Origin of the sequence: Streptomyces halobius, from assembly GCF_023277745.1 — a bacterium.
In the GTDB taxonomy this organism is placed as follows: domain Bacteria; phylum Actinomycetota; class Actinomycetes; order Streptomycetales; family Streptomycetaceae; genus Streptomyces; species Streptomyces halobius.
Window position 1 is genome coordinate 5,127,699 of the sequence record NZ_CP086322.1, and the last position, 15,157, is coordinate 5,142,855.

The window sequence follows — 15,157 nt, forward strand, 5'->3', positions numbered from 1 at the left end:
TTCGCCCGCCTGACCAGCGGGAACTCACACCACAGTCATGAGGACGGCACAGCCATGCCTGATTTCGACACACCCGAACCGATCTCCGTCACCCTCGAATTCGACCTGGGCACCGCCCGCGTCACCGCGAGCAAGCGCACCGACACCGTCGTCGAGGTGCTGCCGAGCGATGGCGCCGACGACGTCGACGTACGGGCCGCGCAGCAGACCAAAGTCACCTGCTCGGGCGGCAAGTTGCTGGTCAAGGGGCCCAAGAAGCGCTCCCTGTTCGGCAAGAGCGGCTCGCTCGACGTGACCATCGAGCTGCCGGCCGGCTCGGACCTCCTCGGTGTCTCTCCCATGGCGGACCTCGTCTGCGAGGGCCGGCTGGGGGAGTGCCGGCTCAAGACCTCGCTCGGCGACATCCAGGTCGACGAGGCGGCAGCCGTCGATCTGCGGACCGACCACGGCGGTATCGGCGTGAACCGTGTGACGGGAGACGCGGAGATCGCCGGGGCGGGCCGGATCGACATCGGCGAGATCGCCGGGGCGGCGCTGGTGAAGAACCTCAACGGCGAGTCCGTGATCGGCGAGATCGCCGGTGACCTGAAGGCGAGCTCGTCCAACGGCCGTATCTCCGTGGACACCGCGCGTGCCTCGGTCGAGGCCAAGTGCGCCAACGGCGCCATCCGCATCGGTGAGGCGGCGCGTGGCCGGATCATGCTCCAGGCGGCCGTCGGGGATATCGAGGTCGGCATCCCGGAGTCCACCGCCGCCTGGCTCGACGTCCAGACCCGCTTCGGCAAGGTGCGCAATTCCCTCGGCCCGTCCGAAGGCCCCGGCGACGCCGGCAGCACCGTCGAGGTACGCGCCCGCACCGGCGTCGGCGACATCATCATCGGCCGGCCCTGACCACATGAGCCGGGGGCACCTCCCATGCCCGTTCAGGCTATGGGGGAGGCTCCCGCCCGCGTGATCCGCCCGCTCCGGCCTGCCACGACAACAGCACAGAGAGGGACCTGTCATGACCATGGCTTCTACGCAGGGCGCCGCGTCGATGCCCACGTCCGCATCCGTGACCCCGCCCACGCCCGCCGTCCCGCCCGCGATCACCGTCACCGGGCTGGCCAAGTCCTACGGCGACACAGTGGTGCTCGACGGCATCGACCTGCACATCCCCGAAGGCACGATCTTCGCGCTGCTCGGCCCCAACGGCGCCGGCAAGACCACCACCGTGCAGATCCTCTCCACCCTCATCCCCGCCGACGCCGGCCAGGCCCGGCTGGCGGGTCACGACCTGGTCCGCGAGGCCGATGCGGTACGCGCCGCGATCGGCGTCACCGGCCAGTTCGCAGCGGTGGACAACCTGCTCACCGCCGAGGAGAACCTGCTCCTCATGGCGAATCTGCTCCATCTGCCCCGACGCGAAGGCAGACGGCGCGCCGCCGACCTGCTGGGCCGCTTCGAGCTGACCGAGGCGGCCGGCAAGCCCGTCTCCACCTTCTCCGGCGGTATGCGGCGCAAGCTCGACCTGGCGATGACGCTGGTCGGCAAGCCGCGCATCATCTTCCTTGACGAGCCGACCACCGGCCTTGACCCCCGCAGCCGCCGCACCATGTGGGAGATCATCCGCAGCCTGGTCGCCGACGACGGCGTCACCATCTTCCTGACCACGCAGTATCTGGAGGAAGCAGACCAACTCGCCGACCGCATCGTGGTGTTGGACCACGGAAAGCTGGTCGCCCAGGGGACGGCGGACGAGCTGAAGCGGCTCATCCCAGGCGGCCACATCCGCCTTCAGTTCGCCGACACCAACGCCCTCGAATCGGCCGCCACCCTCTTCGGTTCCACCGCGTACGACAGTGAATCGCTCACCCTGCACCTCCCCGGCGACGGCGGCATCCCCACCCTGCGAGCTGTCCTCGACCGCCTGGACCACGCGTCGATCGAGGCCGAGTCGCTCACCGTGCACACCCCCGATCTCGACGATGTCTTCCTCACGCTCACCGGACGTCCCCAGCGGTCCGATGACGCGGCCAACTCCCAGAAGGAGAACGTCCGATGAGCACCATGTCCCACACCGACACCACGTCCCGCGCAGGCACCATGCCCCACGCCGGCGGTATCTCCGACGCCGCCAGAGACTCGATGACGATGCTGCGGCGCAATCTGAAGCACGCGCTGCGCTATCCGTCCATGACGGTCTCGGTCGTCGCGATGCCGCTCGTGATGCTGTTGCTCTTCAACTATGTCTTCGGCGGCGCCCTGGGCAGCGGCATCGGCGGTATGCCCACCGGCAGCGACGACTACATCGACTATGTCGCCCCCGGCATCATCCTGATGGCCGCCACCTCCGGCTCCCTGTCCGTCGCCGTCAGCGTCTGCTCCGACATGACCGAAGGCATCGTCAACCGCTTCCGCACCATGTCGATCTCCCGCGCGGCCTTCCTGACCGGACATGTTCTCGGCGGCGTCCTCCAGACCCTGGCCAGCATCGCACTCGTCGTCGGCGTCGCCCTCCTGATGGGCTTCCGGCCCCACGCCGCCCCCGTGGAGTGGCTCGCGGCCGTCGGCTTCCTCACCCTGCTCGTACTGGCGCTCACCTGGCTCGCGGCCGCGATGGGCCTGGTGGCCAAGAACGTCGAGACCGCCAGCAATATGCCCATGCCGCTGACGTTCCTGCCCTTCCTCGGCAGCGCCATCGTCCCGCCGGAGTCGATGCCCACGGGGCTGCGCTGGTTCGCCGAGTACCAGCCCTTCACACCTGTCATCGAGACCCTGCGCGGTCTGCTCATGGGCACCGGCATCGGCAACAGCGGAATCGTCGCGCTCGCCTGGTGCCTCGGCCTCACCCTGGCCGGCTACCTGTGGGCCCGTACGGCCTTCGACCGCGGCGCCAAGCGGTAAGCGGCCCGCCGCTCAAGTCCCCATGCGCACAAGCCACGTGCCCCTGGCGGCGCACCGCGGCTCGCCGCACGTCCCTGCGCACAAGGACGTCACTTCTTACCCGGCACGTCACTTCGTACCAAGCACCGGAGGACACCATGAACGACGCACCGTCACCGTCACCGTCCACCACCACCGCCGGACCGGCCCCGATCGACGGACTCCCGACGAACCGCACCACGGGCCGCCGATCCATGCTCCGCGCGGCACTGGAGGACGTCGAGGTGGACGGCCGGGTGATCAAGGCCGGGGAGACGGTCGTCTGCTCGGTCCAGGCCGCCAACCGCGACGCCCAGCGGTTTCCCCGACCCCGACACCCTCGATCTGCACCGCAAGGCCATCGGCCACCTGAGCTTCGGCCACGGCGGCGGCCGGAGCTGGAGCACCTGTGCGGCCGGGCCACATCCGACGCCGCGAGCCGTTCGTACAGCCGAGAGCCGTTCGTACAGTGGTAGAACGATCGCAGAGCGATCGGAGAGCCGCGTTCGAGCGATCGCGTCGAGTGGCCGCGTCCGAGCGACTGGAGCCCGCGTCCGAGCGACCGGAGACCGCGCGCGGAGCGCAGAGAACCACAAAGAACCGCGGAGAACCACGGAGAACCGAGGCCCCATGGCACCCCAGAAGGCATCATCCCGCCTCGCCCGGGGCGACCTCGTTCTCATCCTGCTCGGCCTCCTCGTGACAGCCCTGGTGGTCGGCGGAGTGCTGTGGGCGAGGGGCCACACGACATGGATCAAGGAGAAGGCGGGCGGGAGCGCCTGGTACCTCACCTATGAGGGCGAGTCCGTGAGTGGCGAGCCCCGGGCCACCGCCGTGCGCTACCGGCACAACCCCGACCGGTACGAACCGGAGCACCGTGTCGAGCGGCTCGGCCCCACCAAGCTCCCGTGGAGCACGAAGGTCACCGTCAACACGGGCGAGGAGGCCCGCGTGGAGGTGACCCCTGCCAGAGACGGGATCGCGTCCTGCCGCATCCTGCTCGACGGCGTGCGGGTGGTCGCCGAGGGTAGGTCCCCGGGCCCCGGAACGCCCGCGGTCTGCCATGTGGTCACCAGCAGTACGCCCGAGAAGTGGCCGCGATGAGGCCGTAGCGGACCGATGCCGGTAGGGCTGCCGGTACGACGCGCCCTAGCAGGGGCTGGCCGTCACCGCGGCGGCCCCATGTGGTGAACGTCTGACCACGCGCACGCTCATCACCCTGCCACGTCACCTCAACTTGTACCGAGAACTTGACACAAGATCCCGGCTGCGGGCATCTTGTGCTCAGTACTTGATACAAGTGCGGGCTGAGCGCGGCTTGCGGCAAGCAGCGCCCGCCGCCCACTGGCCACCACTGGGCACACGCCGCGCAGCCATCACCACTCACGGGGTCCACACATGCTCGATATCGTCCCGCCCGAAGCCCGTCTCCGCGCCCGCGCCGACCGCTACGCCCGCTGGTCCGGTCTGGCCGCCGGCGCCGTGGTCGCACAGCAGCTGGCCACCATGGACGGCACCGGGCTCGGCGTGACCTTCCTGTACGCCCTCGCCGGCTTCGGCCTGTGCGCGGTGGGCGGCGTCCTGCTCGGTGACGCCCTCACCCCCCGCCCCCGGGAAGCGGTGCGCACCGCCGACCTCGCCCCGCGCCGGGTGCGAGACCATGTGCCGCCCCGTATGACCCGCCTCCTTCTCCTCCAGACGGCGTCCCTCGTCGTACTGCTGGTGACCGCGGCCGCCGTGGCCTCTCCCGACGACCTGGGCCGGGCGGGCCGGGCCTTCACCGTCACCTGCGGCGGTGTGACCGAGGGCCACGGCCCCTGGCCCGGCAGCCACTACGGCATCCCGATCCTCACCTCACTCGCCGCCGGAACCGTCGCCTGCGCCTGGGCCCTGCGCCGCATCGCCCACCGCCCCGGCGGCGAACAGCAGCGCCGCGACCGCTCGTCGGCGATCACCGCGGCCTGGGGGCTGCTGGTCTCGGCCCAGTTGCTCGGTGTCATCGTGACCATCACCGGCGCACTGACGAGCACGGCCTGCGACGGCACGGTGGGCACCGTCGCCACCTGGCTGCTCTACTCCTTGGGCCTGCTCGCCCTGCCCACCCTGGCCTGGTCCCTGCTCACCGTGGTGTCGCCCCGGGGGGCCCGAGGATGACCGGCCCCGCCGTCCGCGTCGACACCACCAGCCCGGTACCTCCGTACGAGCAGATCCGCGCCCAGCTCGCCGCCCTGATCACCGCAGGCCGACTGACCGAGGGCGAGCGCCTGCCGACCGTGCGACAGCTCTCCGCCGACCTGGGCCTGGCACCGGGCACCGTGGCCCGCGCCTACCGCGAACTGGAGACCGCTGAGCTGATCCGCACCCGGCGCGGTGCGGGCACCCGCGTCGCGCCGCTCCCGCCCCGACCCACGCGCTCCAGTCCAGCCCAACTCGCCACACTGGCCCGCGACTTCACCACGGCCGCCCGCGCTCTGGGCGCCGACACCGAAGCCATCCTGGCCGCCGTGCGCAAGGCCCTGGACTAGCTAGTAGGGCTCCGTTAGGTCGGTGTGGGTCTTGGCGGGCGGCGTCTGCCTGATCGTCTGGGCAGGGGGCGGTGGCAGGTGGTGCAGGTGCCGGTCCAGCAGTTCAGCAGGGTCTGGAGGGCGTCCAGGACCTGGTAGAGCGTGAGGCCGGTGTGCGGGCTTTTGGGGAGAGCCGCTGTTCGGTGAGGAAGGCGTGGGCGGCGGTGACCAGGGTGACGTGGTGGTGCCAGCCGTTCCAGGAACGTCCCTCGAAGTGGTCCAGGCCCAGGCCGTGCTTGAGTTCCCGGTAGTCGTGCTCGATGCGCCAGCGGATCTTAGCCAGGCGGACCAGTTCGGCGAGCGGGGTGTCCTCGGGCAGGTTGGACAGCCAGTAGTCGGTCGGCGCTGCGGCGCCTTCGGGCCACTCGACCAGCAAGGTGACCTCGGGCAGGACACCGTCCCAAGAGCCGTGCCCGGCGACGGCGGCGGACTGGGTCAGACGACGGACCCGCACTCCGGCCGGCCGGACCCGCAGGGCCAGGAAGCGTGAACGCATTGGTCCGCGTGAGCCTTCACGCCAGGTAACGTCGGTGAAAGCCTGCCGTCCATGGCTGGTGGCGAGTGCGGCTACTGGGGGCGGCTTGTCGCGGTAGCGGGGCTGCGGTTTGCGGCCGTTGCCGGACCACGGCGGTGCGGTGGGCACCGCATCGTGCGGGTGGACGGTCACATCCGAGCGGATGGCGACGACGTACTTGATGCCGCGGCCCTCCAGGCCGTCGCGGAAGTCGGCGTTTTGGCCGTAGCCGGCGTCGGCCACCACCACCGGCGGCGCCAGGCCCCACCCGGCCAGCTCGTCCAGGATGTTCAGGGCCAGGCGCCACTTCTCCTGGTGCCCGATGTCCTCGGGGATCCCCGTCTTGTGCCGCCGGTCGGCGTCTGCGGCCCACTCTTCGGGCACGAACAGGCGCCACTGCAGCGGGCACGACGCGGTGTCGGTGACTGCGTGCATGCTCACCGCGACCTGGCAGTTGGCCTGCTTGCCCAGTGCACCGCAGTACTGGTGGGCGACCGCCACCGACATCCGGCCGTCCTTGGGGAACGACACGTCATCGACTGCCCAGGCATCCGGGCCGATCAGCGGCACCATCCGCTGCGCGATCCGTCGCCGCACCGGCACCGGATCCCAGGTGGACTGGTTCACGAACTGCTGCAGGTTCTGCTCGTTGCCGTCCGGCAGCCGCTCAGCCATCGGCTGGATCGACTTGCGCCGCCCGTCCAGCATCAATCCCCGCAGATAGCAGTCCCCCTTCGCCCGCTGATCCTTCCGCGGCACCGATGCGAACACATCCGCCACAAACGCTGATAACCCCGCCCGCAAACCCTGAACCTGCCGCACGTCCATCCGACCAACATGCTCCCCCCGAACTTGATCGGGAAGACCTAACGGAGCCCTACTAGGGCCTGTGTCGGAAGTCCGGCCTGCCCCGCGGCGCGGCCTCGGGTGCGGGAGACGCCGGTGGCCGGGAGGATGGAGGTGTGCCCGATCCGAGGAACACCGAGCGGTTGCGTCGTTACTGGGACAAGCACGCCCGCTCGTACGACCGGCAGATGCGGTTCTTCGACCGCACCCTGTTCGGTGAGAGCCGCGCCTGGGTCTGCTCCCAGGCCAGTGGCGACGTCCTGGAGGTCGCCATCGGCACCGGCCGTAACCTTCCCCGCTACCCGCCCGGCGTCCGGTTGACCGGGATCGAGTGGAGCCCGGAGATGCTGGCCCTCGCCCGCCGCCGCGCCGACGAGCTCGGTCGGACGGCTGACCTGCGGGAAGCCGACGCGCAGGCGCTTCCGTTCCCCGACGCCTCCTTCGACACCGTGGTCTGCACGCTGTCCCTGTGCGCCATCCCCGACGACCGGCGCGCCGCCGACGAGATGATCCGCGTACTCAAGCCCGGCGGCAGGCTCCTCCTGCTGGATCACGTCCCCAGTACCGCCTGGCCCGTCCGCGCCTTCCAGAGGATCACCGAACTCGTCACTGTTCCGCTCGGCGGCGAGCACTTCCTGCGCCGCCCCCTTCGGCGCGTGCAGGAGGCGGGCCTGGAGATCGAGCAGCGGGACCGGTTCAAGCTCGGCATCGTCGAGCGCCTTGCCGCCAGGAAGCCCGTCGGTACGCCGTAGCACAGGCCCGCGAGCCCCTCCGCGCAATGCGACTCGCTTCCCTGAGGCCTCAGCCGCCGCGGCGCCCGGCATCGCCGCCTGACGTGGATCTTATCGAGCCTTTATGTACCCCTTCACTACCGTCAGGTAAGTCCGATTTGTGGCATGAGATGTCTCTGTGTGATGCGACAGCCACTTACAAGGAGATTCAGTGCATCTGTCACCCGACCCTGACCCGCCCGCCGACACCACGAGGTCCGCCCGTCGCCGCATCCACCCGATCGCGCTCCTGGCAGGGGCCGCGGCCGCCGGCTTCGGCGCTCTTTACGTGGCGGGTCTGCTGGCTTCCGGTGATGATGTGCCGGCGGGCACGCGGGTGCGCGGCGTGGACATCGGGGGGCTGAGCCGCTCACAGGCCCAGGAGAAGCTGGACCAGCAGATAGGCAGGACCTGGACGGAGCCGGTGACGGCGCGCATCGGCGACCGTACCGCCACCATCGACGCGCGTGCGGCCGGCTTCTCCCTGGACAGCGCGCAGACCGTCGCCCATGCCGCGCGAGCGGGCGCCGACCCGCTGACCGTGATCGGCCGCCTGTTCACCGGCGGTGACCGCGACATCGAACCGGTGATCCGCGCCGACGAGGCGAAGGCCCGCGCGATGCTGACCAAGACGGCCGAGCGGTACGACAGTACGCCCCGGAACGGCGCGATCTCCTTCGAGCAGGGCAAGCCGGTGCCCGTAGAGCCGCGCGACGGGCAGTCCCTCGATATGCGCGGCGCGGTCGAAGCGCTGCGCTCGGCAGTCCTCAGCCGGCAGGCGGGACCGGTCGCGCTGCCGGTCCGGCAGCGCGAACCCTCCGTCGACACGGCAGAAATGAACCGCGCCATGACGCAGTTCGCCAGGCCCGCGATGTCGGCCCCGGTCACGGTGACGGTGGGCGGACGGCAGATCCCCATCAGCCCCGTGACGGTCGGCAAACACCTCACGATGAAACCGGACAAGACCAACCGGCTCACCCCCGAACTCGACGGCAAGGCGCTCCTGCGGGATCCGGCGGTGGCCCGCCCCCTGGCACCGGTCACCGGCAAGATGGCCGAGGCCGAACTGCGTCTGGACGGCGACCGGGTGGTGGTGGCCTCGGACGGCAAAACCGGCCGGGAGGTCACCGCCAAGGGGATCGAACAAGCCGTGCTGCCCCTGCTGACCAAGACCGGCGCGGCCCGTACCGCAGCGGTGGCCGCCAAGGAGACACAGCCGAAGCTCACCCGTGACACCATCGGCGCACTGGGCATCAAGGAGAAGATGTCCACCTTCACGGTCAACTTCGAGCGTGCCCCGTACCGCACGACGAACGTCGGCCGCGCCGCGGAACTGATCAACGGGTCGGTCGTGCTTCCCGGCGAGACCTGGAGCCTGAACCGCACGGTGGGCGAGCGGACCAAGGCCAATGGTTTCGTGGACGGCACCATCATTCTGAACGACCAGTACACGAAGGCGTCCGGGGGCGGCGTCTCCTCCGTCGCCACCACCGTCTTCAACGCCCTCTTCTTCGCCGGCGTCAAACCCGTGGAGTACGGGGCCCATTCGTTCTACATCGAACGCTACCCGGAAGGCCGGGAGGCGACGGTGGCCTGGGGCAGTCTCGACCTGAAGTTCACCAACGACTCGGGCAACGCCCTCTACATCCAGGCGAGTGCTACGGACACCTCCGTCACCGTCACCTTCCTCGGCACCAAGAAATACGACTCGGTCGAAGCGGTCACGGGCCCTCGCACCAACGTGAAACAGCCGGGAAGCCGCCCGGGGGCCGCGAAGGACTGTGTGCCGCAGACCCCGCTCGAAGGCTTCGACGTCAACGTCGACCGGGTCTTCCGGTCCGACGGCGAGGAAGTCAAGCGAGAGACGTTCAAGACCCGCTACGTGCCCCGCGACGAAGTCACCTGCGGGCCGGAAACCTCCGACTGACCGGCCGACGACGACCGCCCGACGACGACCGCCCGACTGCTTCCCCACACGAAGGCCGGCGGAGCGGCCGGAGCCGGGCCTGGGAGGTGAGTGGGCGACCCGGCGAGCGCGGTGCACGGGGCCCGGGGGCGGGCGGAAGGCGCTGTGGCGGCGGGGGCGGCGCGTCCGGCCGTGCGGCCGACACGGTCGGGGCACGGTGCGCGGGTGACGGGCCGACCGGGATCGTCGGAGCATGACCTGTGGGTGACTGTACGGGCACGGCATGGGACGGGCCTCCCCGTAGACGGGGGCGCCCTTCGCGGCGTACGCGGCGACTCGCCCGAGTGCGAAGACGTCCGCTGCTGGCCGAGTTCCCGACCGGCGGCCTGCTCGGGCGACAGGCAGGCGGGCGTGCCGACAGCGGCACCCGTATGCGGCACCAGGTCCCCGGCCGACCCGTTCGGCGGCCATGGCAACCAGCCCACCGCGGTACGAACAGTGTCAAGGCGGTGTGCAGTGTGCCCGGCGGCCGTAGCGCACTGCGGCGGTGGAGGGAGAGGGATGAGCTGACGTGAGGGTTCCGGCTGCGGGCGCGTGGGGCACGGTGCTGGGGCTTCCGGTCGCAGTGGCCCGTGTGGCGTCGGTGCTGGCCGTAGGGGGTGCGGTGTCCGGCGCAGCCACGTCGGCGCGGATTGCGGTTCGGGCGGGTGAGCAGGCCGCCGAGATCGTCTCGGCAAGTGCCGGTATGGCGGCTGCCGCGCTTCCGTTGGCGGATGCGGTTCCCGGGCTGCTTCGTCCGCCCGGCGTCCGCGTGCCGTCGTCCGCGTCATCTGCTGGGCGTACGGGCTGGTCGGCCGTGCGAGATCTGACCGAAGGCCGGTTGCAGGGGGTGGGGCGTGCCGTAGGAGCGCTGCGGCATCTGGCGGATGGCAAGCGGCGGCGGGTGTGGGCGCGGGCCGGTCGTGCGCATATCCAGGCGCACGGTCTGACCGGGAACGGCGAGCGGCACCACCTCTACGTGCGCGCGCTCACCGGGGCACTGCACCGGATCGAGGGTGTTCGCTGGGCCGAGGTGAACGCGGTCACCGGGCATGTGCTCGTTGCCTACGCCGAGGGCTCGGTCGGTCTTGACCGTTTGGTGGAGACGATTGAGGCGGTGGAGGAGGCGCACGATGCGCAGCGCGCCGTCGCGGATACGGACGGGCGGCCCCCGGACAACGATCTGGCCGCCTCGGCCGCGGCGGTGGCGCTTGCCGCGGACTGTCTGGGAATGGGCGCGGCACTGCTGTGCCGGCGGATCGCGCTGCCCGTTGTCCCCAGTCCCGTACGCGCCGCGGTGGCGCTGGTGGATGCGCTGCCGCGGGCGCGGCAGCTGCTGGAACGGCGGATGGGGCGCACACGTACGGACGTGCTGCTCGCTGTCGTGAACGCGGCCGTGCAGGGGACGGCTTCCGGCGTGACGCCGCTTGCCGTGGATGCCGTGTACCGGGGGTTTCAGCTCTACGAGATCCTGGCGCGTCGGCGGGCCTGGAGTCTGCGTGAGCCGGAGTTGGTCGCGCCGGGCGGTGCGGCGCCGCCACAGGAGTGCGTGGGGCGTACCCGGAGGCCCCGTCCGCTGCCGCCCGGGCCGGTGGAGAAGGCCGCCGGCCGTACCGGGCTGGGGCAGCTGGTGGGCGGCGCCGCGGTCTTGCTCAGGACCCGTGATCCCGGCGCGGCGGGGGACGCGATTCTGGCCACTGTTCCGAAAGCGGCCAGGCTGGGGCGTGAGGCGTTCGCCACTGTGCTCGGCCATGACCTCGCCCGGCGCGGTGCGGTGGTGCTCAATCCGGACGCGTTGCGTCGGCTGGACCGTATCGACGCGGTGGTCATCGACTCCTCTGTGCTGTGCGACGGGGAGCTGCGGCTGCTTTCCGCCGTCTCGACGAGTGAGGCGTTGGACGATGCGGAGGTGTGGAGGCTCGCGAGCGGCCTGTTGGGCGCCTGCGGGGAGGCCGACCTTCGTGGCGACGGCCCCTGGCCGGAGCAGAGCGGGTCCGACGGAGGCGTGGGCGACTGCCCGGATGTCGGGAAGAGCGGTGGCTGGCGGCTGGCGCGGGCGAAGGACGCGCCGTCGGGCGGCGGCCCGGCTCATCCGGCCGGGGTCACGCTGGATCTGGTGGACCGTGCCGGACGGCGTGGCGGCCGGGTGCGGGTGGGCACCTGTCTCGATCCGCTGGCGGAGGCGGTGCTCTCGGCGGCGTACGAGGCCGCGGGCACCGTCGTCCTGACCCAGCACGCCAGCGTGGCCGAACTGCTCGCCTGGGGCGATGAGTCCGCGCCCGACGCCGACCGGCTCACCGAGCAGGTCCAGGCCCTGCAGCGGGACGGCCACGGCGTGCTGGTGATCGCGCACGACAAGCAGCGGGCCCTGGCTGCCGCCGATGTCGGCGTGCACGTACTGCGTCGTTCCGGGGCGACCGACTGGGGCGCCGATCTGGTGTCCGGGCCGGGTCTCGCCGAGGTGTGGCGGCTGGTGGACGCCGTGCCCGCCGCGCACCGGGCTGCCGGGCGGGCCGCCCGGCACTCGCTCAGCGGCTCGGCGCTCGGCGCACTGCTCGTCGCCGGTCGACGACGCCGCCACGGCCGGGGACCGATGCGGACGGTCCCCTCATGGCGCGACCTCTCACCGGCGCATGCCGCCTGCCTGACCGCCATGCTGGCCAACGCCCTCACCGCCCGCCGACTGGATCACCGGCCGCTGCCCCCGCCCGTGGTCCGTGACGCCTGGCACGCGCTTGACGCGCACGAGGTGTACCGCCGACTGCACCACTGCGGTACGGCAGCGGAGTCGGACGTCACGGATGCCAGGGGGCCCGCGACGGTCCTACGGAACTGCGTCCACCGGATCGTGGAACGGTGCGGAGCCGGCACCGTGTGGGGCTGGGCCGTGCTCACTCCCGTCCGCGGTGCGGTGCGGCTGGCCGCCGCCGCGCGCCAGGAGCTCGATGACCCGTTGACTCCCGTACTCGCGCTCGGTGCCGGCGCATCGGCCATCGTCGGTTCCGGTGTGGATGCACTCCTGGTCGTCGGTGTGATGGCCGGCAACGCGGTGATCAGCGGAGCTCAGCGCATGCGGGCCGAGCGGGCCCTCGGGGAGCTGATGCTCGGTCAGCAGGTGACGGCGCGGCGGCTGCAGCCGGACGAGCGGGAGGGCCTGCGGCAACCGCTCGCGCCTCTCCTCCGCGCACCGTGCGAACGGATCCCCGCCGAGCAGCTGCGGACCGGCGACCTGATCGCGCTGCGCGCCGACGACATCGTGCCGGCCGACGCCAGGCTGCTGTTCACGGAGGCGCTGGAAGTCGACGAGGCGGCGCTGACCGGTGAGCCGGTGCCGGTGGAGAAGACTTCCGAGCCGGTGCCGGGCGCCGATCCGGCCGAGCGTCGTTGCATGGTCTACGAGGGCACCACGGTGCTGGCCGGCAGCGGTATCGCCGTCGTCGTGGCCACCGGCGCGGCCACCGAGGCAGGGCGAGCCACCACCGTCGCCGGGCACGTCGATGCCTCGTCCGGTATGCAGGCCCGGCTCGCCGAACTCACCCGGATCGCCCTGCCCGCCACCGGCGTCGCCGGCGCCGTGGTGACCGGCCTCGGGCTGCTGCGCGGACTGCCGCTGCGCCAGGCACTGGAGTCCGGGGTCGCGGTGGCGGTGGCCGCTGTGCCCGAGGGGCTTCCGCTGGTCGCCACCGTCGCGCAACTGGCCGCGGCCCGTCGGCTGTCCCGCAGCGGTGTGCTGGTCCGGTCCACCCGGGCGCTGGAGGCGCTCGGCCGGGTGGACACCCTGTGCTTCGACAAGACCGGCACGCTCACCGAGGGCCGGCTGCGGGTCACCCGGTTGGCCGGGCCCTTTGCCCCCCAGCCGCCCGACGGGCCGGTGGGCCGGCGTGTGCTGCGCAGCGCGGCCAGGGCGTGCCCGCCGACCGAGCACCGGGCCCCGCCGCTTTCCCACGCCACCGACCGGGCCGTCGTCGCGGCCGCCCACGACGCCGACGACGACACCGCCTGGACGCTCGTCGAAGAGCTGCCGTTCGAAACCGGCCGCGGATACGCCGCCTCACTCGGTCGGGACGGTGATCCGGCGGTGCTCGCGGTGAAGGGCGCCCCCGAGGTCGTCCTCGCGCGCTGCACCCGAGTAGCCGGACCCGGTCACGGCCACCGGGAGGAACAACCGCTCACCGTCCTCCGACGCAGAGCCGCCACGCGTACCGTGGGCCGCCTGGCCGCCCAGGGGCTGAGGGTGCTGGCCGTCGCCGAACGGACGGTCCCCGACATCGAATCGGTCCGCGGCCGGCTCACCGAGCATGTGGACGAGCTGACACTGCTCGGATTCGTCGGCATCGCCGACCCCTCGCGGTCAACCGCGCAGGACACCGTGCAGCGGCTGAGCGAGGCCGGGATCCAGGTCGTCATGATCACCGGCGACCACCCGGACACCGCCACCGCCGTCGCCACCGAGCTCGGCATCCCGCACGCCGAGCGGGTCCTCACCGGCGCGGAACTGGAGCTGCTGCCCTCTCCCGACCGCATTGCCGCGGTCACCGAGTCCGCCGTCTTCGCCCGGGTGTCGCCCGCGCAGAAGGTGCGGATCATCAAGGACCTGCGCAAGGCCGGCCGCGTGGTCGCGATGGCCGGGGACGGCGCGAACGACGCCGCCGCCATCCGCCGCGCCGACGTCGGCATCGCGGTCGCCGGGCGCGGCTCCGGTTCCGCCCGCACGGCCGCCGACCTCGTCCTCACCGCCGCCGACACCGGGCTCGTCCTGGACGCGCTGCGCGAGGGCCGCGCCCTGTGGGACAGCGTGCGCGACGCCGCCGCCATCCTGGTCGGCGGCAACGCGGGCGAGGTCGCCTTCACCGTGCTGGGCACGGCCCTCGGCGGACGTGCACCACTGGGCTCCCGTCAACTCCTCCTGGTGAACATGCTCACCGACATGCTCCCCTCCCTGGCCGTGGCCCTCACCCCCGCCAGACGCGGCGGCCCGCCCGAAGACCGCCCGCTCGGCTCGGGCCCGGCACGCGGCTTCGCCGGCACGGACATGGCCCGCGCCCTGGCCGTACGCGGCGGCGCCACCGCGCTCGCCGCACTGACCGCCTGGCAGATCGGCCGCCTCACCCGCCTTGTTCCCGGCGGCAGCCGCCGCGCCTCCACCATGGGCCTGGCCGCACTCGTCGGCGCCCAGCTCGGACAGACACTGCTCACCCGCTGGCACAGCCCCCTCGTCCTCGGCACCAGCACCGCTTCCGCAATCGTGCTCCTCGCCCTCATCGAAACGCCGGTGGTCAGTCAGTTCTTCGGGTGTACGCCGCTCGGGCCGTTCGCCTGGGCGGTCGTCACCGGTTCGGCTACCGCCGCCACCCTCGGAGCGGCCCTCACCTCGCGGCGTCTGCCGCAGAACTGAGCGCCGACAAGCCGGTGGACACGCGGTTGCCCGGTGGCCGGCTCGCGCTGCGCGTCGGTACGTACAGGTAGCCGACCCGGCGCGTCGTTGCTGCGGCCTGGCTTCGTTACCTCGTTGTGCGTGTTGCGATCGTGTGCCGTTGCACGGTTGTGAGGCCGGTGAGAAGCACGCTCCGTAGCGTTCATTTCGTCCTTCCGAACACCGAACACTCAGGAACTG

At 71.7% G+C, this 15,157-nt stretch carries 10 protein-coding genes and 1 pseudogene; 10 read left to right on the forward strand and 1 reads right to left on the reverse strand.

Annotation, left to right across the window (positions count from 1 at the left end):
* The first annotated feature begins 54 nt into the window (after positions 1 to 54).
* The 7 genes and pseudogenes from K9S39_RS23280 to K9S39_RS23310 all read left to right on the forward strand — a co-directional run bounded on the left by K9S39_RS23280 (position 55) and on the right by K9S39_RS23310 (position 5,429).
* A complete protein-coding gene (locus tag K9S39_RS23280; RefSeq protein ID WP_248865286.1) occupies positions 55 to 891 on the forward strand; it encodes a DUF4097 family beta strand repeat-containing protein in 837 nt (278 codons plus the stop codon).
* A gap of 145 nt (positions 892 to 1,036) precedes the next feature.
* Positions 1,037 to 2,044 carry an ATP-binding cassette domain-containing protein gene (locus K9S39_RS23285; RefSeq protein WP_248868921.1) on the forward strand — a complete coding sequence of 336 codons (1,008 nt, stop codon included), beginning with the start codon at positions 1,037 to 1,039 and terminating at the stop codon, positions 2,042 to 2,044.
* A 41-nt stretch (positions 2,045 to 2,085) separates the two neighbouring features.
* The gene (locus K9S39_RS23290; RefSeq protein WP_406708153.1) at positions 2,086 to 2,886 is read left to right on the forward strand and encodes an ABC transporter permease; all 801 of its coding nucleotides are present in this window, start codon (positions 2,086 to 2,088) and stop codon (positions 2,884 to 2,886) included.
* 236 nt (positions 2,887 to 3,122) lie between these two features.
* Positions 3,123 to 3,291: pseudogene (locus K9S39_RS23295) on the forward strand (cytochrome P450); the annotation flags it as partial.
* A 243-nt stretch (positions 3,292 to 3,534) separates the two neighbouring features.
* Positions 3,535 to 4,008, forward strand: a complete 474-nt coding sequence (locus K9S39_RS23300; RefSeq protein ID WP_248868923.1) for a hypothetical protein — start codon at positions 3,535 to 3,537, stop codon at positions 4,006 to 4,008.
* Between the two features lie 294 nt (positions 4,009 to 4,302).
* Positions 4,303 to 5,058 carry a hypothetical protein gene (locus K9S39_RS23305; protein WP_248865287.1) on the forward strand — a complete coding sequence of 252 codons (756 nt, stop codon included), beginning with the start codon at positions 4,303 to 4,305 and terminating at the stop codon, positions 5,056 to 5,058.
* Positions 5,055 to 5,429: a GntR family transcriptional regulator gene (locus tag K9S39_RS23310; protein WP_248865288.1), complete on the forward strand. Its 375-nt coding sequence runs from the start codon at positions 5,055 to 5,057 to the stop codon at positions 5,427 to 5,429. The genes K9S39_RS23305 and K9S39_RS23310 overlap by 4 nt, the downstream gene beginning before the upstream one ends.
* A 103-nt stretch (positions 5,430 to 5,532) precedes the next feature.
* Here K9S39_RS23310 and K9S39_RS23315 read toward each other — a convergent pair whose 3' ends face one another.
* Positions 5,533 to 6,810 carry an IS701 family transposase gene (locus K9S39_RS23315; RefSeq protein WP_248862323.1) on the reverse strand — a complete coding sequence of 426 codons (1,278 nt, stop codon included), beginning with the start codon at positions 6,808 to 6,810 and terminating at the stop codon, positions 5,533 to 5,535.
* Between the two features lie 134 nt (positions 6,811 to 6,944).
* On the opposite strand from K9S39_RS23315, the gene K9S39_RS23320 reads away from it, so the two are divergent.
* The 3 genes from K9S39_RS23320 (at position 6,945) to K9S39_RS23330 (ending at position 14,938) form a co-directional block, all read left to right on the forward strand.
* Positions 6,945 to 7,580 carry a class I SAM-dependent methyltransferase gene (locus tag K9S39_RS23320; protein ID WP_248865289.1) on the forward strand — a complete coding sequence of 212 codons (636 nt, stop codon included), beginning with the start codon at positions 6,945 to 6,947 and terminating at the stop codon, positions 7,578 to 7,580.
* Positions 7,581 to 7,776: 196 nt separating this feature from the next.
* On the forward strand, positions 7,777 to 9,525 hold the full coding sequence (locus K9S39_RS23325) for a VanW family protein (RefSeq protein ID WP_454896447.1): 1,749 nt from the start codon (positions 7,777 to 7,779) through the stop codon (positions 9,523 to 9,525).
* Positions 9,526 to 10,075: 550 nt separating this feature from the next.
* Positions 10,076 to 14,938 carry a cation-translocating P-type ATPase gene (locus tag K9S39_RS23330; RefSeq protein ID WP_248865290.1) on the forward strand — a complete coding sequence of 1,621 codons (4,863 nt, stop codon included), beginning with the start codon at positions 10,076 to 10,078 and terminating at the stop codon, positions 14,936 to 14,938.
* Positions 14,939 to 15,157 lie beyond the last annotated feature (219 nt).